At 68.3% G+C, this 23,113-nt stretch carries 20 protein-coding genes; 7 read left to right on the top strand and 13 right to left on the bottom strand.

Annotated features, from left to right (window positions below; genetic code table 11):
* Positions 1 to 8 precede the first annotated feature (8 nt).
* Genes D9598_RS17290 through D9598_RS17275 form a run of 4 tightly spaced genes read right to left on the bottom strand, consistent with a single transcriptional unit; the run spans position 9 to position 5,036 of the window.
* Positions 9 to 1,622: an ABC transporter ATP-binding protein gene (locus tag D9598_RS17290; protein WP_198367789.1), complete on the bottom strand. Its 1,614-nt coding sequence runs from the start codon at positions 1,620 to 1,622 to the stop codon at positions 9 to 11.
* Positions 1,619 to 2,464: an ABC transporter permease gene (locus D9598_RS17285; RefSeq protein WP_198367788.1), complete on the bottom strand. Its 846-nt coding sequence runs from the start codon at positions 2,462 to 2,464 to the stop codon at positions 1,619 to 1,621. Before D9598_RS17285 ends, D9598_RS17290 begins: the two co-directional genes overlap by 4 nt.
* Positions 2,461 to 3,447: an ABC transporter permease gene (locus D9598_RS17280; RefSeq protein ID WP_198367787.1), complete on the bottom strand. Its 987-nt coding sequence runs from the start codon at positions 3,445 to 3,447 to the stop codon at positions 2,461 to 2,463. The genes D9598_RS17285 and D9598_RS17280 overlap by 4 nt, the downstream gene beginning before the upstream one ends.
* A 2-nt stretch (positions 3,448 to 3,449) precedes the next feature.
* Complete coding sequence (locus tag D9598_RS17275) at positions 3,450 to 5,036, bottom strand: ABC transporter substrate-binding protein (protein ID WP_232477385.1); 1,587 nt, start codon at positions 5,034 to 5,036, stop codon at positions 3,450 to 3,452.
* Between the two features lie 90 nt (positions 5,037 to 5,126).
* Here D9598_RS17275 and D9598_RS17270 point away from each other — a divergent pair, with 90 nt between their 5' ends.
* Both D9598_RS17270 and D9598_RS17265 read left to right on the top strand, forming a co-directional pair.
* Positions 5,127 to 6,164: a histone deacetylase family protein gene (locus tag D9598_RS17270; protein WP_198367786.1), complete on the top strand. Its 1,038-nt coding sequence runs from the start codon at positions 5,127 to 5,129 to the stop codon at positions 6,162 to 6,164.
* Between the two features lie 44 nt (positions 6,165 to 6,208).
* On the top strand, positions 6,209 to 7,711 hold the full coding sequence (locus tag D9598_RS17265) for a YifB family Mg chelatase-like AAA ATPase (RefSeq protein WP_198367785.1): 1,503 nt from the start codon (positions 6,209 to 6,211) through the stop codon (positions 7,709 to 7,711).
* A 16-nt stretch (positions 7,712 to 7,727) separates the two neighbouring features.
* Here D9598_RS17265 and D9598_RS17260 read toward each other — a convergent pair whose 3' ends face one another.
* From D9598_RS17260 to msrA, 8 genes are all read right to left on the bottom strand, one after another.
* Positions 7,728 to 8,045: a hypothetical protein gene (locus tag D9598_RS17260; RefSeq protein ID WP_232477384.1), complete on the bottom strand. Its 318-nt coding sequence runs from the start codon at positions 8,043 to 8,045 to the stop codon at positions 7,728 to 7,730.
* Positions 8,046 to 8,186: 141 nt separating this feature from the next.
* On the bottom strand, positions 8,187 to 10,268 hold the full coding sequence (gene fusA / locus D9598_RS17255) for an elongation factor G (RefSeq protein ID WP_198367784.1): 2,082 nt from the start codon (positions 10,266 to 10,268) through the stop codon (positions 8,187 to 8,189).
* A 371-nt stretch (positions 10,269 to 10,639) separates the two neighbouring features.
* Positions 10,640 to 11,053: an RNA polymerase-binding protein DksA gene (gene dksA, locus D9598_RS17250; RefSeq protein WP_198367832.1), complete on the bottom strand. Its 414-nt coding sequence runs from the start codon at positions 11,051 to 11,053 to the stop codon at positions 10,640 to 10,642.
* A 322-nt stretch (positions 11,054 to 11,375) separates the two neighbouring features.
* Positions 11,376 to 12,329, bottom strand: a complete 954-nt coding sequence (locus tag D9598_RS17245; RefSeq protein WP_198367783.1) for a beta-ketoacyl-ACP synthase III — start codon at positions 12,327 to 12,329, stop codon at positions 11,376 to 11,378.
* Positions 12,330 to 12,352: 23 nt separating this feature from the next.
* Entirely contained in the window at positions 12,353 to 13,375 is a 1,023-nt protein-coding gene (gene plsX / locus D9598_RS17240) for a phosphate acyltransferase PlsX (protein WP_370592072.1), read from the bottom strand.
* A gap of 109 nt (positions 13,376 to 13,484) precedes the next feature.
* Positions 13,485 to 13,688: a 50S ribosomal protein L32 gene (gene rpmF, locus D9598_RS17235; protein ID WP_198367782.1), complete on the bottom strand. Its 204-nt coding sequence runs from the start codon at positions 13,686 to 13,688 to the stop codon at positions 13,485 to 13,487.
* A gap of 121 nt (positions 13,689 to 13,809) precedes the next feature.
* Entirely contained in the window at positions 13,810 to 14,553 is a 744-nt protein-coding gene (locus tag D9598_RS17230; RefSeq protein WP_198367781.1) for a GntR family transcriptional regulator, read from the bottom strand.
* A gap of 261 nt (positions 14,554 to 14,814) precedes the next feature.
* Entirely contained in the window at positions 14,815 to 15,378 is a 564-nt protein-coding gene (gene msrA / locus D9598_RS17225) for a peptide-methionine (S)-S-oxide reductase MsrA (RefSeq protein WP_232477382.1), read from the bottom strand.
* 87 nt (positions 15,379 to 15,465) lie between these two features.
* Between msrA and D9598_RS17220 the strand changes: the two genes are divergently transcribed.
* Both D9598_RS17220 and D9598_RS17215 read left to right on the top strand, forming a co-directional pair.
* Entirely contained in the window at positions 15,466 to 16,563 is a 1,098-nt protein-coding gene (locus tag D9598_RS17220; RefSeq protein ID WP_198367780.1) for a serine hydrolase, read from the top strand.
* Between the two features lie 55 nt (positions 16,564 to 16,618).
* Positions 16,619 to 17,641 (top strand): dipeptidase, encoded by a 1,023-nt coding sequence (locus D9598_RS17215; protein ID WP_198367779.1) that lies wholly within the window; start codon positions 16,619 to 16,621, stop codon positions 17,639 to 17,641.
* Positions 17,642 to 17,678: 37 nt separating this feature from the next.
* Here the strand turns inward: D9598_RS17215 and D9598_RS17210 are convergent, their stop codons facing one another.
* A complete protein-coding gene (locus tag D9598_RS17210; protein WP_198367778.1) occupies positions 17,679 to 19,058 on the bottom strand; it encodes a formimidoylglutamate deiminase in 1,380 nt (459 codons plus the stop codon).
* A 76-nt stretch (positions 19,059 to 19,134) separates the two neighbouring features.
* Here D9598_RS17210 and hutC point away from each other — a divergent pair, with 76 nt between their 5' ends.
* The 3 genes from hutC to hutH are packed head-to-tail and all read left to right on the top strand — an operon-like array spanning position 19,135 to position 23,112.
* Entirely contained in the window at positions 19,135 to 19,869 is a 735-nt protein-coding gene (hutC, locus tag D9598_RS17205) for a histidine utilization repressor (protein ID WP_198367777.1), read from the top strand.
* Between the two features lie 52 nt (positions 19,870 to 19,921).
* Positions 19,922 to 21,613 (top strand): urocanate hydratase, encoded by a 1,692-nt coding sequence (gene hutU, locus D9598_RS17200; RefSeq protein WP_198367776.1) that lies wholly within the window; start codon positions 19,922 to 19,924, stop codon positions 21,611 to 21,613.
* Positions 21,610 to 23,112 carry a histidine ammonia-lyase gene (hutH, locus tag D9598_RS17195; RefSeq protein WP_198367775.1) on the top strand — a complete coding sequence of 501 codons (1,503 nt, stop codon included), beginning with the start codon at positions 21,610 to 21,612 and terminating at the stop codon, positions 23,110 to 23,112. The genes hutU and hutH overlap by 4 nt, the downstream gene beginning before the upstream one ends.
* Position 23,113 lies beyond the last annotated feature (1 nt).

The following is a 23,113-nucleotide window of genomic DNA, read 5'->3' as shown; positions in this document are numbered from 1 at the left end:
CGTATCCTTCAGGCGAGTTCGGAGGAGACCGGTGGCGTCCAGCTGCGGCCGGGAATGCTGTCCAGCAGGGCGCGGGTGTAGCCGTGACGCGGCGCGCCGAAGACGCTGGCCGTCGGGCCCTGCTCGACGATGGCGCCGCGCTGCATGACCGCGATGCGGTCGCAGATCTGCGCGGCCACGCGAAGATCATGCGTGATGAAGAGAAGCGTGAGGCCGAGACGCTGGCGGATCTCCGCGAGGAGGTTCAGCACCTGCGCCTGGACCGAGACGTCGAGCGCGGAGACGGGCTCGTCGGCGATGAGCAGTTCGGGATCCATGGCGAGGGCGCGAGCCAGCCCGATGCGCTGGCGCTGACCGCCGCTGAACTCATGCGGATAGCGCTCGATCGCCGAGGGATCGAGCTTGACCAGCTCGAGGAGCTCGACCGCCCGGCGCCTCGCCTCCTTCGGGTCCGCGCCGTGCGCGACAGGCCCCTCGGTGATCGCATCGCCCACCTTCCGCCGCGGATTGAGCGAGGCATAAGGATCCTGGAAGACCATCTGGATCCGCTTGCGATAGGGCCGCCATCCCTGGCGCGACAGGGGGCGCAGATCCTCGCCGTGGAACAGGATCTCGCCCGCTTCCGGCTCGACCAGCCGGACCACGCAGCGCGCGAGGGTCGACTTGCCCGAACCGCTTTCCCCGACCAGGCCCAGGGTCTCGCCCTTGTTCAGGACGAAGTCGGCGTCGTGGATGGCCTTCACGGCCACCTTGGCGCCGAACCAGCCGCCCCGACGATAGGTCTTGGTGACCCCTTTCATCTCCAGCACCGGAGCCGGGCGGATGGCCTGGCCCTGGGTCGATCTGCCATGCGGCACGGCGGCGATCAGCGCCCTGGTATAGGGGTGTTGCGGGGCGTTCAGCACATCCCTCGCGGGGCCCTGCTCGACGATCCTTCCGTACTGCATCACCGCGACGCGATCGGCGATCTCGGCGACCACGCCGAAATCGTGCGTGATGAACATCACGCCCATCCCGCGCCGCTCCTGGATCTCGCGGATGAGCTTCAGGATCTGCATCTGCGTGGTGACGTCGAGCGCGGTCGTCGGCTCGTCGGCGATCAGCAGCGCCGGCTCCAGGGCCAACGCCATGGCGATCATCACGCGCTGGCGCTGTCCGCCGGACAGGCGGAAGGGATGCATCCGGGCGATCGAGGCGGGATCCGGCAGGTTCACCGCTGCCAGCAGCTCGGGCACCTTCTGCCGGGCCTCGCCACCTCGGCCATGCACGGCCAGCGCCTCGGCGATCTGGTCGCCCACGCGCATCAGCGGGTTGAGGGCGGTCATGGGTTCCTGGAACACCATGGCCATCCGCCGGCCCCGACGGGAGCGCAGCGCTTCCGCCGAAAGGCCGAGAAGCCGCTCGCCCTCGAAGAGGATGTCGCCGCCGAGGACCGGCAACTCGCGCGGCAGCAGGCCCATGATGGTGTTCGCGGTGATCGACTTCCCCGATCCGCTTTCCCCGACGATGCAGAGGATCTCGCCGGCATCGAGATGCAGCGAGATTCCGTCCACGGCGTGCGGTCTGTCGGCGCCTTGCGGCAGCCCGATCGTCAGGTCTCTGACCTCCAGGAGATGCGTCATGGCTTTGCCCCGCGATTGCGCGCCAACCTGGGATTCAGGGCGTCGGACAACCCCTCGCCCACGAGATTCAGGGAGAGAACGGTGAGGAAGATGGCAATGCCGGGAAAGACGCTCATCCACCAGGCCAGGCGGATGACGCTCCGGCCGGATCCGATGAGAAAGCCCCAGGACATTAGATTGGGATCGCCGAGCCCGAGGAAGGACAAGGCGCTTTCGAGCAGGATGGCGGAAGCCACCATGAGGGACGACAGGACGACGATCGGGGAGAGGGTGTTCGGCAGGATGTCCCCGATCACGATCGAGAAGCGCGACTTCCCGAGCACCTCGGAGGCCTGGACGAACTCGCGCGAACGCAGGGACAGGAACTCCGCCCGGACGACACGCGCGACCGGGGGCCAGGAGACGATGGCGATGGCGAAGACGATGGAGCCGATGGTCGGCGTGAAGATGGCCACCAGCAGGATGGCCAGGACGAAGCTCGGGATGGTCTGGAAAAACTCGGTGAAACGCATGACGAGATCGTCGACGATGCCGCCGAAGTAGCCGGCGACGGCGCCGAGCGTGACGCCGATGAGCAGCGCGGCTGCGGTGGAGACCGCCCCGACGAGCAGGGAGACCCGTGCGCCATGCGCGATCCCGGCAGCGACGTCGCGTCCCAGGCTGTCGGAACCGAGCAGAAGCCCCATCTCACCCGGCGGCATGAAGGGCGCGCCCACCATGTCCCACGGGCTGCCGGGAAAGATGACCGGCGCCAGGAGGGCAAGCATGGCCACCCCGACCAGGATGACCATCCCGAACACCGCGCCGCGGTTGCGGGAGAAGTTGCGCCAGAAAATTCTCATCCGGCCATCTCCACGCGCGGATCCACGATGGCGTAGAGAAGATCGGTCAGCAGATTGAAGATCACGACCATGACGCTGGTGCAGAAGAAGACGCCCATCAGGACCTGGTAGTCGCGGGCCAGCAGCGCATCGAAGGCCAGCCGGCCGATGCCGGGCCAGGCGAAGACCGTCTCGACCAGGATGGAACCACCGATGACCTGACCGGCCTGGATGCCGGCGAAGGTGATGATGGGAAGGAGGGCATTGCGGAGCACGTGCCGCCGCTGGATGCGGCCTTCAGGCACGCCCTTGGCCCGGGCCGTCCTCACGAAATCCTGGTCGGCGACCTCCAGCATGGTGGCCCGTGTCAGACGCGCATAGACGGCGACATAGAACAGCCCCAGCGTCAGCCCCGGCAGGATGAGGTGCCTGCCGACATCCAGCGCCGCCTGGAAGCCGCTCAGCTCGACGCCCACCGAGGCCATGCCGAAGGAGGGCAGCCATTCCAGCGCCACGCTGAACAGAAGGACGAGCATCAGGCCCACCCAGAAGAGCGGCGTGGCGTAGAAGACGAGGGCGAGGACGGTGATGATGCTGTCCCACCACGTGCCGACGCGCTTGGCCGCCAGCGCTCCCATGCTCACGCCCACCACGAGGGCGAAGACGAAGGCGCTGCCGGTCAGCAGGAGGGTGGCCGGCAGCCGCTCCCACAGGAGCGTGGAAACGGGCATCTGCTGCCGGTGGCTGAAGCCGAGATCGAGCGTCAGCACGCCCTTCAGATAGAGCCAGAGCTGGACGTAGAGCGGCTGATCCAGGCCGAACTGGGCCCTCAGCTGCTCCAGGAACTTGGCATCCGCCGCGCCGGACTGGCCGGCGATGATGCTGGCGGGATCGCCGGGCGCGGCGTGGATCAGGAAGAAGTTGCAGATCACGATGGCCAGGACGACGATCGCCGCCTTGACCAGCCGCGCCGCCAGATAGGCCGGTAGCTTGGAGACTTCCATGCTCAGGCCAGGAAGACATCGTCGAAGCTGGCATGCACGCCGGCGCCGCTGGTGATCACATTGTGCAGCCGCTTCTCGTGAATGGTGGGAAAAGCCATCTCCAGCAGCCAGACCAGCGGCACGTCCTCCACCAGGATCTTCTGGACGGCCGTGAAGTACTCCTGGCGTTTGGCAGGCTCGGCGGCGTCGCGCGCCTGGGTGAAGAGCTCGTCCACCTTCGGGTTGGCGTAGCCCGAGACGTTGGAGAAGAGGATCTTCTTGATGTTGGTGGAGACGTAGCTCCTCTCCACGCCCAGGGTCGGGTCACCGTACTGGTAGAGATAGTTGATGGTGGTATCGAACTCCCAGTTGGCGGTCCGCTGCGCCCAGGTTCCGACATCCACGCTTTCCAGCTGGAGGTCGACGCCGACCTGCCGCAGCGACTGACGCAGGAACTCGCCCAGCCGGGTGAAGACCTCGCCATAGGGCAGGCTCAGATGCCTGATCGTGAACCGGACCCCCTGCCCGTTCGGCTTCAGCCCCGCCTCGTCCAGCAGCTTCTTCGCCGCGTTGACATCGAAGGACGGCATCCTGGCCGTGGCATCGTGGAAGCGCGTGGAACTCGCCACGGGACCGGTGGCCGGCTTGCCGATGCCGAACCAGAGCCGCTGCGCGATGAAGTCGCGGTTCACGGCATGCGCCAGAGCCTTGCGCACGCGCACATCGTCCAGAGGCTTCACCCGGTGGTTGAGCTCCAGCCACATGAGCGGACCGAAATACTCCCAGCCCGTGGTCTGCACCTCGAGATTGGGCCGGGCGCGCATCTGCGGCACGTCGAAAGGCTCGATGTCGTTCGACTGTGTGAGCTGAACCTGCCCGCTCTCCAGGGCCAGGCGGCGCGATTGGCTGTCCGGAATCACCCGGTAGATGATGGCGTCGAGATAAGGCTGGTTGGGCTTCCAGTAGCCGTCGAAGCGCTCCAGCCGGATGAAGTTGCCACGCTGCCATTCCACGAAGCGGAAGGGGCCGGTGCCGATCGGCTTCTGGACGACGGGTGCCTGCCGATAGTCCTGTCCTTCGAAGTGATGCTTGGGGACAATCGCCGAGACCGTCACATCGAACATGAGGAGGAAGGGCTCGAACGGCGCGGACAGTACGAACTTGGCGGTGTTCCTGTCCACCGCCACGCCCTCCTTGATGCGCGAGAACACGCCGCGCGCACGGGGCGAGACTTCCATGTGGAACTTCATGATGGAGAAGACGACGTCTTCCGCCGTCATCGGCTGCCCATCATGGAACTTGACGTTCTCCTGCAGGTGGAAGGTGTATTCGAGCCCATCCGGGCTGATCTCCCAGCTCTTTGCGAGCTCAGGGAGGGGCTCCAGCTTGCTGCTGTAGCGGAGCAGGCCCTGGAAGATCTTGCCGCCGACGATCAGCGTCGGCGCCTGATTGTTGACGCCAACATGGAGAATGGGCGGCTCCGGGTTGACGATCGAGTTCAGGGTTCCGCCTCGTTTGGGCTGGATGCCCTGGGCCAGGGCGTCGTCCACGCGCATCAGCAAAGGCGCGGCGGCCGCGCCGGCCAGAAGGCCACGACGTGAAAGGCCCATCTTTGTCTCCCGTTGATGCATCCCAGACTGCGACGCTAACCCTGGGAAAGCCGCATCGACAAGGGCGTCCGTCCGGCATAGCCTGAGTTCATGCGCGCCTTTGCCCATCCCGATCAGACGCGGCATTCGCCGCATTTCTTCCTCCAGAGAGGATCGGTCCGCCGCAACTTCGAGATACCGCAGCGGGCGGAGGCGCTCCTTGCCGCGCTTCGAGGCAGCGGGACCGCCGTGGAGACGCCGCCGCTGGTCGAGCCCGCGGCGCTGCTCGACATCCACGACGCCGGCTATGTCGCCTTTCTGGCGGAGGCCGCGAAAGCCTGGGCGGCCCTTCCCGAAAAGGGGCCGGAGGTGGTGGCCAACATGCACCCCTCCCCTGAGATGCTGGCGCAGGGGGCCCGCCTGACCTCCTCGATCCTGGCGCGGACCGGCTGGTACACCGCCGATACGGCATGCCCGATCGGGCCCGGCAGCTGGGAGTCGATCCTCTCCGCCGCCTCCTGCGCCCTTGCCGCCGCCGGCTCCGTGAGCGCCGGGGGCGGCCTGGCCTATGCGCTGAGCCGGCCCCCCGGCCACCATGCCTATGCCGCGCGGGCCGGCGGGCACTGCTACGTCAACAACAGCGCCCTGGCAGCCGAACGCCTGCGCCGTGGCGGCGCGGCCAGGGTCGCCATCATCGATATCGATGCCCATCACGGCAACGGAACGCAGGGCATCTTCTGGGAGCGGGACGATGTCCTGACGGTGTCCCTGCACGGCGATCCCGCGGGCTACTATCCCTGGTATGTCGGGTATGACGAGGAGCGGGGCGGTGGCCGGGGGCTAGGGCACAACCACAACCTCCCCCTCCCGCGCGGGTCGGGCGACGAGGCGTGGCTCGCCGCGCTTTCTCATGCCATCGAACGCAGCCAGGCCTTCCGGCCGGACGCGCTCGTCATCCCCCTCGGCTTCGATGCGTCCGAGCAGGAGCCGTTGAGCTTTCTCAAGGTCACGCGGGACGGCTTCGCGCGCGCCGGGGCGCTGTTGGCAGGCCTCGGCCTTCCCACCGTGCTTGCCCAGGAGGGCGGCTACAACGTCGATCTCATAGGAAGCCTCCTGTTGAGCTTCCTCGATGGCTGGCACGGGCGATAATCCATTAAGTTGATGATCTGGTGGTGGATCTGTAATCTGCCGCCATGAGCATCGTCCGTCTGGCCAGCTTCGCCTTCTCCGGTATCGAAACCGTGCCGGTGGAGGTGCAGGTCCAGATCACCGGCGGACTGCCCGCTTTCATCCTGGTCGGCCTGCCGGACAAGGCGATCACCGAGAGCCGCGAGCGGGTGCGCGCCGCCCTGAACGGCATGGGGCTGAGCCTCCCCCCCAAGCGCATCCTGGTCAATCTCGCGCCGGCAAGCCTGCAGAAGGAAGGTTCGCATTTCGACCTGCCGATCGCCCTCGCTCTTCTCGCGGCGATGGACATCGTGCCTTCCGAGGAACTGGAGGGCTTTGCCGCCCTGGGCGAACTGGCCCTGGATGGGGCCATCGGTCCCGTGGCCGGCATCCTTCCGGCCGCTCTGGGCGCGGCGGAACGGGAACTGGGGCTGATATGCCCCCTCGCCCAGGGTGGCGAAGCGGCCTGGGCCGGCTCCGTCGAGATCCTGGCGGCCCGCGATCTCCCGCAGATCATCGCGCATCTCAACGGAAAGCAATTGCTCTCCGCGCCACAGCCGCCAGCCCTGGAGACCTCCACGGCAGGCCAAGCGTGCCTGTCCCAGGTGCGCGGCCAGGAGGCCGCCAAGCGCGCCTTGGAGATCGCCGCCGCGGGCAACCACAACCTGCTGCTCTCCGGGCCTCCAGGCGCCGGCAAGTCCATGCTGGCCTCCCGCATCGCCGGCCTTTTGCCGGATCTGACCCCCGCGCAGGCCCTGGAGGTCAGCCTGATCCGCAGCGTTGCCGGGCTTCTCGAGGGGGGACGGATATCATCGAGACCACCCTTCCGGAGTCCCCACCACTCCGCCAGCCAGGCCGCACTGGTCGGCGGGGGGCCAAAAGCGCGTCCCGGCGAGATCAGCCTTGCGCATCATGGGGTGCTGTTCCTTGACGAGCTTCCGGAGTTCGGCCGCCCTGCCCTGGAGGCGCTGCGCCAGCCTTTGGAGACCGGCTTCTGCACCATCAGCCGGGCCGCGGCCCATGTCAGTTATCCGGCCCGGTTCCAGCTGATCGCGGCGATGAATCCGTGCCGATGCGGTCACCTGGGCGAGGCGAGCCGGGAATGCGGCTCCGCGCCCCGCTGCGGCGAGACCTATCAGCAGAAGCTCTCAGGGCCCCTGCTCGATCGCATCGACATGGTGATCGGGATGGCGCCGATATCGCCGGGCGAGATCGCAAGGGTGCCGCTGGGAGAGAGCAGCACGACGGTGGCAGCAAGGGTCACTCAGGCCCGCACGCGGCAGCGTGAACGCGGCGTCAGCAACGCCGAGGAGGCGCTGGACACGCTCGTCCCGGCTCTGTCGCAGGAGGCGCTGGCTCTGGCGGACCGTGCCACCACCCAGCTCGCCTTGTCCAATCGCGGCTATGTCCGATGCCTCCGGGTCGCGCGCACCATCGCGGACCTGGAGGAAAGCGATGTGGTGAAACGCCGCCACATGGCCGAGGCCCTCACCTACCGGCACCGCAGCCGGCTCGCCGCCCTGGTCTGAGACGGCGGTAGGCCGTTCAGCGGCTCCGGTATCGCCGGGCCATGGCCTCGAAGCGCAGGCTCTCGCCGTTCCGCCGCGCTCGCCACCACAGGGTGCCGAAGGCCACGAGCCCGGCGATTAGGGCCACAGGCAGGGCAATCGCGAAGAACGCCACGGCGATCCCCGCCACCACCACGCCAAGCGCCACCAGTGCGACAAGCGCCGCCACGCCACCCAGCCTCAGCAGAAGCCTGTCCAGCCACGTCGTGGGGCGAGGCGCCGGCCCCTTGAATTCGCCGTCGGGCGTCATGTCCAGGACAGGGCGATGGTCTTGACCGGATTGCATGGCGGACATGTTGGAGATTCCACTCCCGCCTTCAAGCCTCACAGAGCTTGGAGACGATTGGTAGCATGATGCTTCCCACCGAAACGAAAAACGCGGGCCAGTCTGGCCCGCGTTCGAAAGAAGCTGATGGATCGGAACCCCGATCAGGTGTCAGGCGCTCTGCTTCATGATCTCGTCGGCGACGTTGCGCGGCACCGGATCGTAGTGGTGGAACTGCATCGAGAAGGAGGCGCGGCCCTTGGTCATGCCCCGCAGGTTGGAGATGTAGCCGAACATCTCCTTCAGCGGCACATGAGCGCGGACGATGACCGAAGTGCCGGCCATATCCTGGCTCTGGATCACGCCACGGCGACGGTTGAGGTCGCCCACCACGTCACCGACATGATCCTGCGGCGTCGTCACCTCGACGTCCATGATCGGCTCCAGGATCACCGGGCCGGCCTTCTTCATGCCCTCGCGGAAGCAGGCCTTGGCGGCGATCTCGAAGGCCAGGGCCGAGGAGTCGACGTCGTGGTACTTGCCGTCCGTCAGGGTGTACTTGAAGTCCACCGTCGGGAAGCCGGCCAGCACGCCGGTATCGGCCTGGACCTTGATGCCCTTCTCGACCGCCGGGATGTACTCCTTCGGCACCGAGCCGCCGACGACGGCATTGACGAACTCGATGCCCTCGTTCCGCTCCTTGGGCTCGAAGGTGATCTTCACCTCGGCGAACTGGCCCGAACCACCCGACTGCTTCTTGTGGGTGTAGGTCTCGGTGTGCGCCTTCGTGATCGTCTCACGATAGGCCACCTGCGGCGCGCCGATGTTGGCGTCCACGCCATACTCGCGCTTCAGGCGGTCGATGATGATCTCGAGGTGGAGCTCGCCCATGCCGGACAGGATGGTCTGGCCGGTCTCCTGGTCGGTCTTCAGACGCAGGGAGGGGTCCTCGCCGGCCAGCTTCTGCAGGCCGAGCGTCATCTTCTCCACGCCATCCTTGGTCTTGGGCTCGACGGAGATGTCGATGACCGGCACCGGGAAGGCCATGCGCTCGAGCACGACGGGGTCCGCCGGGTCGGCCAGGGTGTCACCCGTCAGGGTGTCCTTCAGGCCCACGATGGCGACGATGTCGCCGGCGAACACCTCCTTCACTTCCTCACGCTTATCGGCATGCATCTGGAACATGCGGCCGATGCGTTCCTTGTTGCCCTTGGCGGTGTTCAGGACGGTATCGCCCTGGCGCACCACGCCGGCATAGACGCGGATGAAGGTCAGGTTGCCGTACTTGTCGTTGATCATCTTGAAGGCGAGCGCGGAGAACGGCGCGGTCTCGCTCACCTCGATGATACGGCGCGGGGTGTTCTCGTCCTGGCCTTCCTCGGGGGCGACCATGATGCCCTCGACTTCCACCGGGCTCGGCAGGTAGTCGCAGACGGCATCCAGCAGCGGCTGCACACCCTTGTTCTTGAAGGAGGAGCCGCAGACGACCGGACGGAAGGCGCCGGAGATCGTGCCCTTCTTGATGCACTTCTTCAGGGTCTCGACGGAGACGTCGCCCTTGTCGAAATACTCTTCCATCGCCGCGTCATCGACGGACAGGGCGGTGTCGAGCAGGAGCTGGCGGTACTCGGCCGCCTTCTCCTTCAGGTCGTCCGGGATCGGGGCCTCGTGGTACTTGGCGCCGAGTTCGTCGCCTTCCCAGATCAGGGCCTTCATCTCGACCAGGTCGACGACGCCCTTCAGGGTATCCTCGATGCCGATCGGCAGCTGCAGGGCCACCCAGTTGATGCCGAGCTTCTCGGTCAGGGTCGCGGCGGCGCGGTAGAAGTCGGCGCCCGTGCGGTCCAGCTTGTTGATGTAGATGATGCGCGGCACGTTGTAGCGGTCGGCCAGGCGCCAGTTGGTCTCGGACTGCGGCTGCACGCCGGCCACGCCCTCGATCACGAAGACGGCGCCATCGAGCACGCGCAGCGAGCGGTTGACCTCGATGTTGAAGTCGATGTGGCCCGGGGTGTCGATGACGTTGATCCGGTGGCCCTTCCACTCGGCCGTCACGGCAGCGGAGGTGATCGTGATGCCACGCTCACGCTCCTGCTCCATGTAGTCGGTGGTGGTGTTGCCCTCGTGGACCTCACCGATCTTGTGGGACTTGCCGGTGTAGTAAAGGATCCGCTCGGTCGTCGTCGTCTTGCCGGCGTCGATATGCGCCGTAATGCCGATGTTGCGGATCTTCTCGAGCGGTGTGCGCGCCACGGGGGGCCTCCATACGCGTCGCGGCGCGAGCCGCGCGGGAAATCTTCATACGAGATCGGCGCGGCTTCCCGTACCGCGCGCTCGCTGGATTGGGTGTCAGTCCAGCCGGACCGCGAGATCATCCCCTGAGCCGGAACCGCCCCGGCCAGGCGGCCGGGACGCAAGGGAGGAAGATGATCAAACCATCCGCCAGAATCGATGGCGGCAAACCGCAGGGGTTCTGCCGCAATCACCGTCGCGGCGGCAGATGCACCGGATCGCACGGCATTGCAAGCAATAAGAAGCTGGTTCCCGCCAGGGCCGAAGGGCCGGGGAAGATCGCGGAAAAGACACCGCCTTCTCCACGTCCTGCCACTCCGCCCGCCGGCAAATCAGTCGTCGCGGTGAATGCGCTCCATCTTCTCGTGCCGCTCTTGCGCCTCGATGGAAAGGGTCGCGATCGGGCGCGCCTCGAGCCGACGCAAACCGATGGGCTCCCCGGTCTCCTCGCAATAGCCGTATGTGCCGTTCTCGATACGTTCGAGAGCCTGATCAATCTTCGAGATCAGCTTCCTGGCACGGTCGCGGGTGCGCAGTTCGAGAGCGCGATCTGTCTCCACGCTGGCGCGGTCGGTCAGATCGGCTTCGGATATCCCGCCTTCGCTGAGGCTTGCTAGGGTATCTCCCGCTTCCCGAAGGAGATCCTGCCGCCACTTCAACAACTTCTGGCGGAAATACTCCTGCTGCAAGGGAGACATGAACTCTTCGGCATCGGACGGCCGGTAGTCAGGCGGCACGGTAATCAACATCGTCATCGATCTCCGACCGAAAGGATCATCCGCAAAATTCCTGCCTCCCGGAAACGGCCGGAACATAACGGCAGTAATACCGAAAAGCCAGCCCGACCACCAAGGCGTAGGCATATGAATTTTTTACGGAACTTCGGAATTGCCGCATTCGGCGTCAAGCCTTTCGGCCATCGCACCTTTTACCGGCACTCCCTGAAACAGCGGCGGCAAGGCCTTTCTTCGGAACCGGACCCAGGCACCGGGTTCGCCATCCAGGCTATAGGTCCTTGCGGCAGGAAAGCAGTATCAAAAAACCGTTTTCTCTCGATATTCCGACAGATCAGAACCGAGCCAGCGCGGCGCCCCAGGTCAGACCTCCGCCGATCGCCTCCATCAGGATCAGATCGCCGCGCTGCACACGCCCGTCCCGCGTCGCCTCCGCCAGAGCCAGAGGAATCGAGGCCGCCGAGGTATTGGCATGGCGGTCCACCGTCATGACCACGCGCTCCGGCGGCAGTCCCAGCTTGCGCCCCATCGCGTCGATGATGCGGGCATTGGCCTGGTGCGGCACGAGCCAGGAGACCTCGGACTTGTCCAGGCCGTTCGCCGCCAGGGCCTCGTCGACCGCGGCGGCCAGCTTGCTCACGGCGTGCCGGAACACCTCGCGCCCCGTCATGCGCAGGAGCCCGACCTCCTGCTCCACATACAGAATGTCGCCATGCCGGCCATCCGCGTGCAGATGGCAGGAGAGGAGCCCCCGATCCCCCGGCGTCTCGGTGGCCTGGAGCACCACCGCGCCGGCGCCATCGCCGAAGAGGACGCAGGTCCCCCGGTCCTTCCAGTCCATAAGCCGGGAAAAGACTTCGGCCCCGATGACAAGGGCGCAGCGCGCCTGCCCGGTCCGCAGCATGGAATCCGCGATCGACAAGGCATAGACGAAGCCCGCACAGGCCGCGGAGACATCGAAAGCGAAGCCCCGGCTGATGCCGAGCTTGGCCTGAAGCCGGGCTGCCGTGGAGGGAAAGGCGGCGTCCGGTGTCGCGGTCGCGACGATGATCGCATCCACCGCCCCGACATCGAGCCCGGCCTGCTCCAGGGCCGCCCGGGCCGCCGCCGCGCCCATGTCGCTGGCGGATTCCCCCGGCGCCGCCAGATGGCGCTGGCGGATGCCAGTCCGTTCCCGGATCCAGGCATCCGACGTGTCCAGCCCGTAGCGCGCGGCCAGAGCCTCGTTGTCCAGCACCGTCTCGGGCAGGTAGCCGCCGGTACCGAGAATCAGGCTGCGAGGAGTCATGGGGATCGATCCTGAAGCCACGGTCACCGACCGGGAAGATGGGCGTCGGCCACGGCCGTCTTGGTTCGCGGCGGCAGGGCGGAGAGGCCCTCGCGAATCCGCTGGTTGAAGCCATGTGTCACCATGTCCATGGCGACATCGACGGCATGGGCGAAGCCGATGGCATCGGTGCCACCGTGGCTCTTCACCACCACGCCGTTCAGGCCGACCAGGACCGCGCCATTGTAGCGCCTGGGGTCCATCCATTCCCGAAGCCGGTCGAGCGCGCGACGGGCCAGGAGATAGCCGAGCTTGGCCGAGAGGGAGGAGGTGAAGACCTGCTTCAGCAGGGAGCCGACCAGCTTGAAGGCCCCTTCCCCGGTCTTCAGGGCTATATTCCCCGTGAAGCCGTCGGTGACGATGACGTCCACGGTTCCCGCCGTGATGTCATGCCCTTCGACGAAGCCATGGAAACTGGAAGCCAACGGGCTTTCCCGGAGAATGTCGGCGGCCTGCCGAACCCGGTCGTCGCCCTTCAGCTCCTCGCTGCCGACATTCAGCAGCCCGATGCTGGGCTTCGACAGCCCCAGGACGGCCCTGGCGAAGGCATCGCCCATCACCGCGAACTCGACCAGATTGCGCGCATCGCAGGTGACGTTCGCGCCCAGGTCGAGCAGCACGACATCGCCGCGGGCGGAAGGGCCGATGGCCGCCAGGGCGGGACGCTCGATCTCCGGGAGCGTCTTCACGACGATCTTGCCGAGCGCCATCAACGCGCCCGTATTGCCGGCCGAGACCACACCCGCGGCCTCGCCGCCGGCGACGGCGTCGATGGCGATTCGCATCGAGGAGTGGCGGACGCGAAGCGCGGCGGTCGGCTTCATATCCCCGGGAATGGCGTCCGCGGCATGGCGGATCGAGCAGAGTCGCGCCGCCTTGGGGCGGCGCGCCAGCAGAGGCGTCAGCCGGGTCTCATCGCCCACCAGGAGAAAACGGGCCTGGGGATGCCGCTCCGCGGCAAGCTCCAGGCCGTCCAGCACCGCCTCGGGTGCGTGGTCACCGCCCATGGCGTCGATGGCGAGGGAAAAGACTTCCGCAGGACGGACCTGAGAGGCTTCGCCCTGCGGCATGGTCGCCTGCGACAAGGTGTTGTTTTCTCGCTCGACGCTCAGGAAATCAGACGCGGACCGCGGCCTTCAGGGCCTTGCCGGCCTCGACGACCTCGCGGCCGTCATAGTGGCCGCAGGAGGCGCAGATATGGTGCGGGCGCTTCAGCTCGCCGCAGTTCGGGCACTCGTGATGGGCGGCACCCACCAGCGCCTCATGGCTGCGGCGCATGCCGCGGCGGGAGGGCGAAACCTTCTTCTTCGGAACGGCCATGGCGCCGGGCCTCTCTCTCGTCGTGCTGTCGTAGTCAGCGGTAAATCAGGAAGGCGCGGCCATTACCACCCTCCCCCCACCCGCGCAAGCTTTTGGGGGAGCGGCGGCGTCCCGGGCGCCGCTATTCCAGCCGGACCGCGTAGCGATGGCGCTCCGTGTCGATCATTGAGAGCCGCACCTCGACCGGGCGATGCGCGACGTCATAGGCGATTCTCTGCACCATCAGCAGCGGCGTTCCGGCGGGCTTGCCAATGGCCTGGGCCGTCTCCTCATCCGCCGCGCCCGCCGAAAGTTCCTCCTCGGCCGCCGCGATGGTCACGCCATGGGCGCGCTGGAAGTGGACATACAGCTCCGAGGCCAGCTCGCCGGGTGGAAGCCTGAAATCCGGCAGCATCGCGGCCGAGAGGGTGCAGCGCTCGAAGATGCGCGGGCTGCCATCGAGCAGGCGAATCCGCCGCAGGTGATGGACGGGGGCCCCGGCCTCGATCGCCAACGCCTGGGCCTCCCAGGGCTCCGCCGCCCCCTCGTCGCACGAGACCACGATGATCCTGGAGACGACCGCGCGCCCACTCAGGTCCCGCACCCGGAAGAAGTGCCGGCGCGCCGTCTCGCCCGTGTGCCGGGCGACCGTCGTACCACGCCCCTGCCGCCTGTTGATAAGATTGCGCTGCTCGAGCGAGGTCAGCGCCTTGCGCACCGTTCCCTGGGATACGCCCAGCTCCGTCGCCAGCTCCGGCTCCGAGGGCAGAAGATGACCGGGCGGCCAGATGCCGCCCACGATCCGCCCCAGCAGGATCTCCTCGACCTGCCTGTAGAGAGGCCGAGCATCCAGCCTGGCATTCGCAGCGGAGATGTCGGTGGCCATGGATGGATGAAACCTTTGTGCGGCGCGGAAGGACAGCGAGGGTGTTCCCTATCCCGCGACGGCAATCAAGGCGTCTGAAGGATTAGACTTGTGTCTTATACAAGACCTGCTAAACAGGGCGCCTCGGAGTTGCTCTGCAGGCCGAGTTTGGGGAGGAATGGTTCCGCAAAGGAACCCCCGCGTTGACGGCGCCCGGCCGAGAGGCCAAGGGCGCCGTCCGCTTTATTGCCCCCTTTCCCGGATTTACGGACCAGGCTTGGCCTAGGCGGCCTGCGGCCTGAGGCGCTGCGCGAAGCGCTTCCGGAACTTGGCAACCTTCGGAGCGATCACGGCCCGGCAGTAGCCGGACCACGGATTGTTCCGGAAATAGTCCTGGTGTTCCGCCTCGGCCGGCCAGAAGCGGCCGGCGGCCGCGATCTCCGTCACGAGGGGCGCGGGCCAGAGCTCCTCGCGCGTGACCTCCGCCATCACCTCCCGCGCCGTCCTCTCCTGTTCGGGGGAGAGGGTCAGGATGATGCTGCGGTATTGCGGCCCGATATCCGCGCCCTGGCGATCCTTTGTCGTGGGGTCGTGCAGGGTGAAGAAGATGCGCAGAACATCCGCATAGGAGATCTCGGACGGGTCGAAGGTGACCTTCACCACCTCCGCGTGGCCGGTCTGCTTGCCGCAGACCTGCTCATAGGTCGGATGCTCCGCATGGCCGCCCGCATAGCCCGACACAACCTCCTTCACGCCCTGCAGATCACGGTAGGCCGCGTCCAGACACCAGAAGCAGCCTCCGCCCAGGATCGCCGTCTCGCCACCTTCCATCCCGAAACCCTCCATTGACCGGATCCTGCAGATGGGGTCGGCCCCGCCGGCCGTCCATGCCTCCGCTTGCCGGGACTCGCTGTCGCGTTCAGGCTGGGCGTCATGGAAGCTTTGCCCTTTGCCGGCGCCCCGGCGCCCGCGTCGAATTTCGATCCCGCCCGGCTCGCCGGCGCCGTTGCCTTCGCCCAGTCGCGGGAGACACCGTTCCCCCGCGACCTGCTCGCGCATCTGCGAAGCGGCTATTTCGAGCCTCCCCCGGACAATGAGGTCCTGGGCAATACGGCGCCCCGCGGCGCGCCCAACGGCCTGCTGCTGCTGCACGGCCGCCCGGTGGCCCGGTGGGGGGACACACAGCAGGTCGACATGACCTTCAGCGTGGCCAAGAGCTACCTGGCCCTGCTGGCGGGCCTGGCCTGGGGCGACGGCCTCATCGCCGATCTCGACGCGCCTGTCCGGGACACTGTCCGGGATGCGGCTTTCGAGGGTGATCACAACGGCCGCATCACCTGGCGCATGCTGCTGGAGCAGACCAGCGAATGGGAAGGCACGTTGTTCGGCAAGGCGGACCGGATCGACCGGGGCCGCGACCTGAAGCGGGAGGGCAAGGCCGAGAAGGGGCTGGACCGGCCGCTGGAGGCGCCGGGCAGCTACTGGGAATACAACGACGTGCGCGTCAATGCGCTGTCCCTGGCCCTGCTGCACCGCTTCCGCGCGCCCCTGCCCGAGGTCTTCGCCGAGCGGATCCTGAAGCCCATCGGCGGCAGTGGCAGCATGCGGTGGGAGGGTTACCGCACCAGCGACGTCGAGATCGAGGGACGCCTCATCCAGTCGGTGTCCGGCGGCGGCCATTGGGGTGGCGGCGTCTTCACCCATGCCGAGGATCAGGCCCGGATCGGGCAGCTGATGCTGAATGATGGCCTCTGGGACGGCCAGCGCATCCTGCCGGAGGGATGGGTCCGGGCCTGCACCACGCCATGCCGCCTCAATCCGGACTATGGCCTGCTCTGGTGGCTCAACGGCAATGGCCGCTACCCGGGCGCCAGCCGCGAGAGCTTCCTGGCGCAGGGAGCCGGCGGCAACTACATCTGGATCGATCCGCGGCACGGGCTGGTGGGCGTGTTCCGCTGGCTGGATCCGGCGGCGCTGCCCGACATGCTGGAGCAGGTGACGGCCGCGCTGGAGGGCGCCGCCGCAGGTTGACGCCTTGCCCCCCACCGGCGAGGCTTTCCGCCCTGCCAGGTCGTCCGGACGCGATATGCAACCTCCTCCGCCTTCCGCCGCCATCCATGCCGCGACGCTCACGCTGGACACCCATGTGGACATCCCCTGGCCGGACCCGCCCGACCCGAGAGGTCCGACCCAGCGGTGCGTGGACTTCGCGAGGATGGCGGCGGGCGGCCTGAAGGCCGTGGTCTTCGCCGCCTATCTGCCCCAGGGGCCGCGCACGCCGGAGGGGCATGCGGCGGCCAGCCGGCGTTGCGAGGCCATGCTGCGCGCCATCCGGGCGACGGCCGGCGGGCAGGAGCGGCGAATCGTCGGTCGCGCCGCCGAGCTGGAGGCGTTGCGCTCCGGCGGCACCGGCATCCTGCTGGCGGTCGAGAACGGCTACGGCATGGGGGAGGATCTGTCGCGGCTGGCGTTGTGGCGCGGACTCGGCGCCTGCTACGTGACGATCACCCACAATGGCCACAACGCCCTGGCTGATGCCGCGATCCCCCGGCCCGACCTGGGGGACGGGCCGGTCCTGCACGGGGGCCTTTCAACGCTGGGCCGCGCGGCGATCGCCGAGATGAACGCCCTGGGGCTGCTCGTCGATGTGTCCCATGCGGCGAAGAGCACGATGCTGCAGGCCGTCAGCCTGTCCCGGGCCCCCGTGGTGGCCACGCATACCTGCTGCCGCGCCCTGCGCGACCATCCGCGCAATCTGGATGACGAGCAGATGGATGCCCTGCGCGCCGCGCACGGGCTGATGCAGATCACGGCGGTCCCGGGCTTCCTGCGGGGCCCGGATGCCGATGGCAGGGCCCGGGCGAGCGTCAAGGACATCGTCGATCACGTGGATTATGCCGTGCAGCGCATGGGCATCGCCCATGTCGGCCTGTCCTCGGACTTCGATGGCGGCGGCGGCGTGGACGGCTGGATGAGCGCTGCGGACAGCCCCAACCTGACGGCCGAGCTGTTGCGCCGGGGCTATGACCGGGACGCGATCGGCCTGCTCTGGTCCGGGAACTTCCTCCGCCTGATGCGGGCCGCCGAGGCGGTGTCCGCCGCCGGCTGACGCTGGCTTCCGAATCGGCGGACGACGCAGACCTCGATCATGCCGCCAGCCTCGCCATGGCCTGGCGGAAGCGGGCAAGAATGCGCTCCGCATCGACGTGCCGGCCCTGGCGCACCACCTCCCGGCCCCCGGCGATGACCTGACGCACCGGATTGCCCTGCCCGCTGAACACCCAGGCGTCGAGCAGTTCGTCTCCCTGCCGGCCGCAGAGAGCGGGGTGATCCGGGTCGAGCACAATCAGGTCGCAGCGCTGGCCGGTTGCGATGCCGCGGATCGGGCGCCCGCTGGCCTGAGCGCCGCCGGCGAGGGCCGCGTCCAGCAGCACGCGGCCGGGATGCGGGTTGGCCTCGTCCGTGGCCACGGAGCGCTGCCGCCGCGCCAGGCGCTGGCTGGTTTCCAGCTGGCGCATCTCGTCGCGGGGGGAGGTGCCGACATGGCTGTCCGTCCCGAAGCCGTATCGCCCGCCCGCGGCGCGGAAGGCGGGCAGATCGAAGATGCCGTCGCCCAGTGAGGCCTCGGTGCTGGGGCAGAGGCCGGCCACGGCGCCGCTGCGGGCCAGGCCGGCCGACTCCGCCTCGGTCATGTGCGTGCAGTGGATCAGGCACCAGCGGGCATCCACCGGAAGGTGATCAAGCAACCATTGCACGGGCCGCGCGCCGGTGGCGGCCAGGCATTCGGCCACCTCGCGCGGCTGTTCGGCGGCATGGATGTGAATCGGTCCGTCATGCCGGGCGATCTCGGCGAGCATGGCCGGCGTCACCGCCCGCAGGGAATGGGGGGCCAGACCGATCCCGGCCTGTGGATCGCCGGCGATGGCGCCCCGGATGCCCTCGACGATGCGCCAGAAGCCATCCAGGTCATTGAGGAAGCGCGCCTGGGCCGGAACCGGCGGTTGGCCGAAGATGCCGCCATGCCGGTACAGGCTCGGCAGCAGGGTGATGCCGATGCCGGTGGCGCGGGCGGCGGCATGGTGCCGCAACGCCATCTCCGCAGGTTGCGCATAGGATGTGCCGTCCGCCTGGTGATGCAGGTAGTGGAACTCGGCGACGCTGGTGAATCCCCATTCCAGGCATTCGGCATAGAGTTGCGCCGCCACGGCCTCCGCGTCCTCCGGCGTGAAGCGGCTGACGAAGCGATACATGGTCTGGCGCCACGTCCAGAAGGAGTCCGCCCCACCCTCGCTGTCACGCGCCTCCGGCGGGGAGCGGCGCTCGGCATGCCCCGCCATGGCGCGCTGGAAGGCATGCGAATGCAGATTGGCCAGGCCGGGCAGGACAAGGCCCGGAAGCCTGTCCGCCCCCTCCGGCACGGCATCGGTCGTGACCGAGGCTATGCCGCCCGCGGCCGACACCTCGATCAGCACGTCATGCGCCCAGCCTTCGGGAAGCAGTGCCTGCGGGGCGAAATAGCGGGGCATGCCGGACCTTTCTCCATGGGACGGGCGCATCGTCTTTCAGGTTGACGAAACTTGTCAAGACAACCAATCTGCCCGCATGTCCGTGACGATATCTCCTCCACCAACGCCTAGCCCCACGACACCGCGCTACCAGCAGATCAAGGCCTTCATCCTGTCCCGCGTGGCCAGTGGCGAATGGGCCGCCGAGGATCGCGTGCCGTCGGAGAACGAGCTGGTGAAGCTGACCGGGGTCTCCCGCGTCACCATCAACCGGGCCCTGCGGGAGCTGGCGGATGCCGGGCTCCTGGTGCGTGTGCAGGGCGTCGGCACCTTCGTGGCGCCGAGCAAGCCGCAGTCCAGCCTGCTGGAGCTGCGCGACATCGCGGAGGAGATGCGGGAGCGCGGCGGCACGCATTCCGTCCGGGTGCTGGCGCTGGACCGCTGCCGGCCCGGCGCGGAGCTGACGCGGAGCTTCGGCCTGCCGGACGGGGCCGAGCTGTTCCGCTGCAGGCTGACTCACCTGGAGAATGGCCTGCCGGTCCAGTTCGAGGACCGCTACGTCAATCCGGTCATCGCGCCGCGCTTCCTGGAGCAGGATTTCACCCGTGTCACCCCCTATGGCTACCTGACCTCCTGCGCGCCGCCCGAACGGATCGAACATGTGGTGGAGGCGATCCGGCCGGAGGCGGAAGCCGCCGCCGCGCTGGGCATCCCCGCCGACGAGCCCTGCCTGCTGATCCACCGCCGGACCTGGTCCTGGGGGCTGGTCGCCACGCGCGCATGGCTCACCCATCCCGGCTCGCGCTACCGCCTCGGCGGCGCGCTGGACTGACCCCCCCCCCTCACCCCCCCCTTCACCCCCCCCTTTCCCAGGGATCGGCCTCATGTCGCAAACCCGTCTCCGCAACGCCTCGGCCATCCGCGCTCCGCGAGGCAGCACCCTGCACGCCCGGCAATGGACCACCGAGGCGGCCATGCGGATGCTGATGAACAACCTGGACGACGAGGTCGCCGAGCGCCCGGGAGAGCTGGTGGTCTATGGCGGCATCGGGCGCGCCGCGCGGGACTGGCGCAGCTACGAAACCATCCTGGCCGTGCTGAAGCGCCTGAAGGACAACCAGACCCTGCTGGTGCAGTCCGGCAAGCCGGTTGGCGTCTTCGAGACGCATGCCGATGCGCCGCGGGTGCTGATCGCCAATTCCAACCTGGTGCCGCGCTGGGCCAACTGGGACACGTTCAACGAACTCGATCGTGCCGGGCTGATGATGTACGGCCAGATGACGGCGGGGTCATGGATCTACATCGGCTCGCAGGGCATCGTGCAGGGCACCTACGAGACCTTCGTGGAGGCCGGGCGCCAGCATTTCGGCGGCGACCTGGCGGGACGCTGGATCCTGACGGCCGGGCTGGGCGGCATGGGGGGCGCGCAGCCCCTGGCCGGCGTCTTCGCCGGCGCCTCCGTCCTGGCCGTCGAATGCCAGCCCTCGCGCATCGAGAAGCGGCTGGAGACCGGCTATCTGGACCGGCGCGCGGAGAGCCTGGATGAGGCCCTGGCCATGATCCGCGCCGCCTCGGCGGCGCGGGCGCCGCTCAGCATCGGCCTCCTGGGCAATGCGGCCGAGGTCTTTCCCGAACTGGTCCGCCGTGGCGTGACGCCGGATATCGTCACCGACCAGACCAGCGCGCACGACCCGTCCAACGGCTATCTTCCCGCTGGCTGGACGCTCGCCGAATGGGAGGAGAAGCGGCAGACCGATCCCAGGGCCGTGGCGGCCGCCGCGCGGCGGAGCATGGTCGGGCATGTCCAGGCGATGCTGGACTTCAAGGCCATGGGCAGCGCCGTGCTCGACTACGGCAACAACATCCGGCAGATGGCGCGGGACGAGGGGCTGGAGAATGCCTTCGGCTTCCCCGGCTTCGTGCCGGCCTATATCCGGCCGCTCTTCTGCCGGGGCATCGGCCCGTTCCGCTGGGCCGCCCTCTCCGGCGACCCGGAGGATATCCGCCGGACCGACGACAAGGTGCGGGAGCTGATCCCGGACGACCCCCATCTGCACCGTTGGCTCGACATGGCGCGCGAGCGGATCCGGTTCCAGGGACTTCCGGCCCGGATCTGCTGGGTCGGCCTCGGGCAGCGGCACCGGCTCGGCCTCGCCTTCAACGAGATGGTGGCCCGGGGTGAACTCGCGGCGCCGATCGTGATCGGCCGCGACCATCTCGATTCCGGCTCGGTGGCCTCGCCCAACCGCGAGACGGAAGCCATGCGCGACGGGTCCGACGCGGTCTCGGACTGGCCGCTGCTGAACGCCCTGCTCAACACCGCCTCCGGCGCCACCTGGGTCTCGCTGCATCACGGCGGCGGCGTCGGCATGGGGTATTCGCAGCATGCCGGCATGGTGATCGTGGCCGATGGCACGGAGGATGCGGCCCGGCGCCTGCGGCGCGTGCTGTGGAACGACCCGGCCACGGGGGTGATGCGGCATGCCGATGCCGGCTATGACATCGCGCTCGACTGCGCTCGGGAGCAGGGCCTCGATCTGCCGATGCTCGGCATCGGCCCGGAGGCCCGCCGATGATCGTCACGCCCGGCGGGATCACCCTTCCCGCGTTGCGCGCCATCATGGCGGGCGAGCCCCTCGCGCTCCCGGCCGGCTGGGAGGCGGCGGTGGAGACCTCGGTCGCCGCCCTGGCCGAGCGCATCGCGGAAGGCGAGGCGCTCTATGGCGTCAACACCGGCTTCGGGAAGATGGCCAGCACCCGCATTCCCCCCGCCGAGCTGGTCAGGCTGCAGGGCAATCTGCTGCGCAGCCACGCGGCCGGCATCGGCTCTCCCCTGCCGGCGCCCGTGGTGCGGCTGATCCTGGCGCTCAAGGCCCTGTCGCTCGCGCGCGGCGCCTCGGCCGTGCGGCCCGTCGTCATCTCCCACCTGCTGGGCCTGCTGAATGCCGGGATCCTGCCGGTCATTCCCTCGAAGGGCTCGGTCGGCGCCTCCGGCGATCTGGCGCCGCTCGCCCATCTCTCCCTGGTGCTGATCGGCGAGGGCGAGGCCATGCTGGGAGAGGCGCGCCTGCCGGGGGCCGCGGCGCTCCGTCACGCGGGGCTGGAGCCCCTGCAACTCGGACCCAAGGAGGGCCTGGCGCTGCTCAACGGCACCCAGGTCTCCACGGCCCTGGCGCTGGTGGGCCTCTTCAGGGCGCAGGCGCTGCTGGGCAGCGGGCTCGTGGCCGGCGCTCTGAGCGTCGATGCCGCGCGCGGCTCCGACACGCCCTTCGATCCGCGCATTCACGCGCTGCGGGGCCAGCCGGGACAGATCCGCGTCGCCGCCACGCTGCGCCGCCTGCTGGCCGGCAGCGCCATCCGCGAGAGCCACCGGCGCGACGACCCCCGGGTGCAGGATCCTTACTGCCTGCGCTGCCAGCCGCAGGTCATGGGCGCCTGCCTCGATCTTCTCGATCAGGCCGGCGGCGTGCTGGAGCGCGAGGCCAATGCGGTGACGGACAATCCGTTGGTGACGCCGGAGGGCGAGGTGCTCTCGGGCGGCAACTTCCATGCCGAACCGGTGGCCTTCGCGGCGGATACCATCGCCCTGGCCCTGGCCGAGATCGGCGCCCTGTCCGAGCGCCGCATCGCCCTGCTGATCGACCCCGCCCTCTCCGGCCTGCCAGCCTTCCTGGTGCGGGAGGGCGGGCTGAATTCCGGCTTCATGATCGCCCAGGTGACGGCGGCGGCCCTGGCCAGCGAGAACAAGGCCCTGTCGACACCACGGAGCATCGACAGCCTGCCGACCAGCGCCAATCAGGAGGATCATGTCAGCATGGCCACCGGCGCCGGGCTCAGGCTGGCGGAGATGGCAGACAACACCGCCGCCATCCTGGCCATCGAACTGCTGGCGGCGGCGCAGGGCGTCGGCTTCCACCGCCCCGCCGCCACCTCCGCGGCGCTCGAGGCCGTGCTGGCAGAGGTCCGCGCCGTCGCCGCGGCCTGGGATGAGGACCGTCACATGGCGCCCGACATCGTCGCGGTGAAGGCCCTGGTCGAGGCCGGAGCCTTCTCCACCCTGGCGGGGACCGTCTGAC

This window comes from Roseomonas sp. KE0001 (genome assembly GCF_016107285.1).
Classification (GTDB): Bacteria; Pseudomonadota; Alphaproteobacteria; order Acetobacterales; family Acetobacteraceae; genus Pseudoroseomonas.
The sequence above is the reverse complement of the archived record's forward strand: the minus strand, read 5'-3'. Positions and strand labels throughout refer to the sequence as shown.

What these genes read in the sequence shown, in the direction of transcription:
- D9598_RS17290 (WP_198367789.1), bottom strand. Translation starts at nt 1,622, where the DNA reads ATGACGCATCTCCTGGAGGTCAGAGACCTGACGATCGGGCTGCCGCAA.
- D9598_RS17285 (WP_198367788.1), bottom strand. Translation starts at nt 2,464, where the DNA reads ATGAGAATTTTCTGGCGCAACTTCTCCCGCAACCGCGGCGCGGTGTTC.
- D9598_RS17280 (WP_198367787.1), bottom strand. Translation starts at nt 3,447, where the DNA reads ATGGAAGTCTCCAAGCTACCGGCCTATCTGGCGGCGCGGCTGGTCAAG.
- D9598_RS17275 (WP_232477385.1), bottom strand. Translation starts at nt 5,036, where the DNA reads ATGGGCCTTTCACGTCGTGGCCTTCTGGCCGGCGCGGCCGCCGCGCCT.
- D9598_RS17270 (WP_198367786.1), top strand. Translation starts at nt 5,127, where the DNA reads ATGCGCGCCTTTGCCCATCCCGATCAGACGCGGCATTCGCCGCATTTC.
- D9598_RS17265 (WP_198367785.1), top strand. Translation starts at nt 6,209, where the DNA reads ATGAGCATCGTCCGTCTGGCCAGCTTCGCCTTCTCCGGTATCGAAACC.
- D9598_RS17260 (WP_232477384.1), bottom strand. Translation starts at nt 8,045, where the DNA reads ATGTCCGCCATGCAATCCGGTCAAGACCATCGCCCTGTCCTGGACATG.
- D9598_RS17245 (WP_198367783.1), bottom strand. Translation starts at nt 12,329, where the DNA reads ATGACTCCTCGCAGCCTGATTCTCGGTACCGGCGGCTACCTGCCCGAG.
- plsX (WP_370592072.1), bottom strand. Translation starts at nt 13,375, where the DNA reads ATGGGCGGTGACCACGCACCCGAGGCGGTGCTGGACGGCCTGGAGCTT.
- rpmF (WP_198367782.1), bottom strand. Translation starts at nt 13,688, where the DNA reads ATGGCCGTTCCGAAGAAGAAGGTTTCGCCCTCCCGCCGCGGCATGCGC.
- D9598_RS17230 (WP_198367781.1), bottom strand. Translation starts at nt 14,553, where the DNA reads ATGGCCACCGACATCTCCGCTGCGAATGCCAGGCTGGATGCTCGGCCT.
- msrA (WP_232477382.1), bottom strand. Translation starts at nt 15,378, where the DNA reads ATGGAGGGTTTCGGGATGGAAGGTGGCGAGACGGCGATCCTGGGCGGA.
- D9598_RS17220 (WP_198367780.1), top strand. Translation starts at nt 15,466, where the DNA reads ATGGAAGCTTTGCCCTTTGCCGGCGCCCCGGCGCCCGCGTCGAATTTC.
- D9598_RS17215 (WP_198367779.1), top strand. Translation starts at nt 16,619, where the DNA reads ATGCAACCTCCTCCGCCTTCCGCCGCCATCCATGCCGCGACGCTCACG.
- D9598_RS17210 (WP_198367778.1), bottom strand. Translation starts at nt 19,058, where the DNA reads ATGCCCCGCTATTTCGCCCCGCAGGCACTGCTTCCCGAAGGCTGGGCG.
- hutC (WP_198367777.1), top strand. Translation starts at nt 19,135, where the DNA reads ATGTCCGTGACGATATCTCCTCCACCAACGCCTAGCCCCACGACACCG.
- hutU (WP_198367776.1), top strand. Translation starts at nt 19,922, where the DNA reads ATGTCGCAAACCCGTCTCCGCAACGCCTCGGCCATCCGCGCTCCGCGA.
- hutH (WP_198367775.1), top strand. Translation starts at nt 21,610, where the DNA reads ATGATCGTCACGCCCGGCGGGATCACCCTTCCCGCGTTGCGCGCCATC.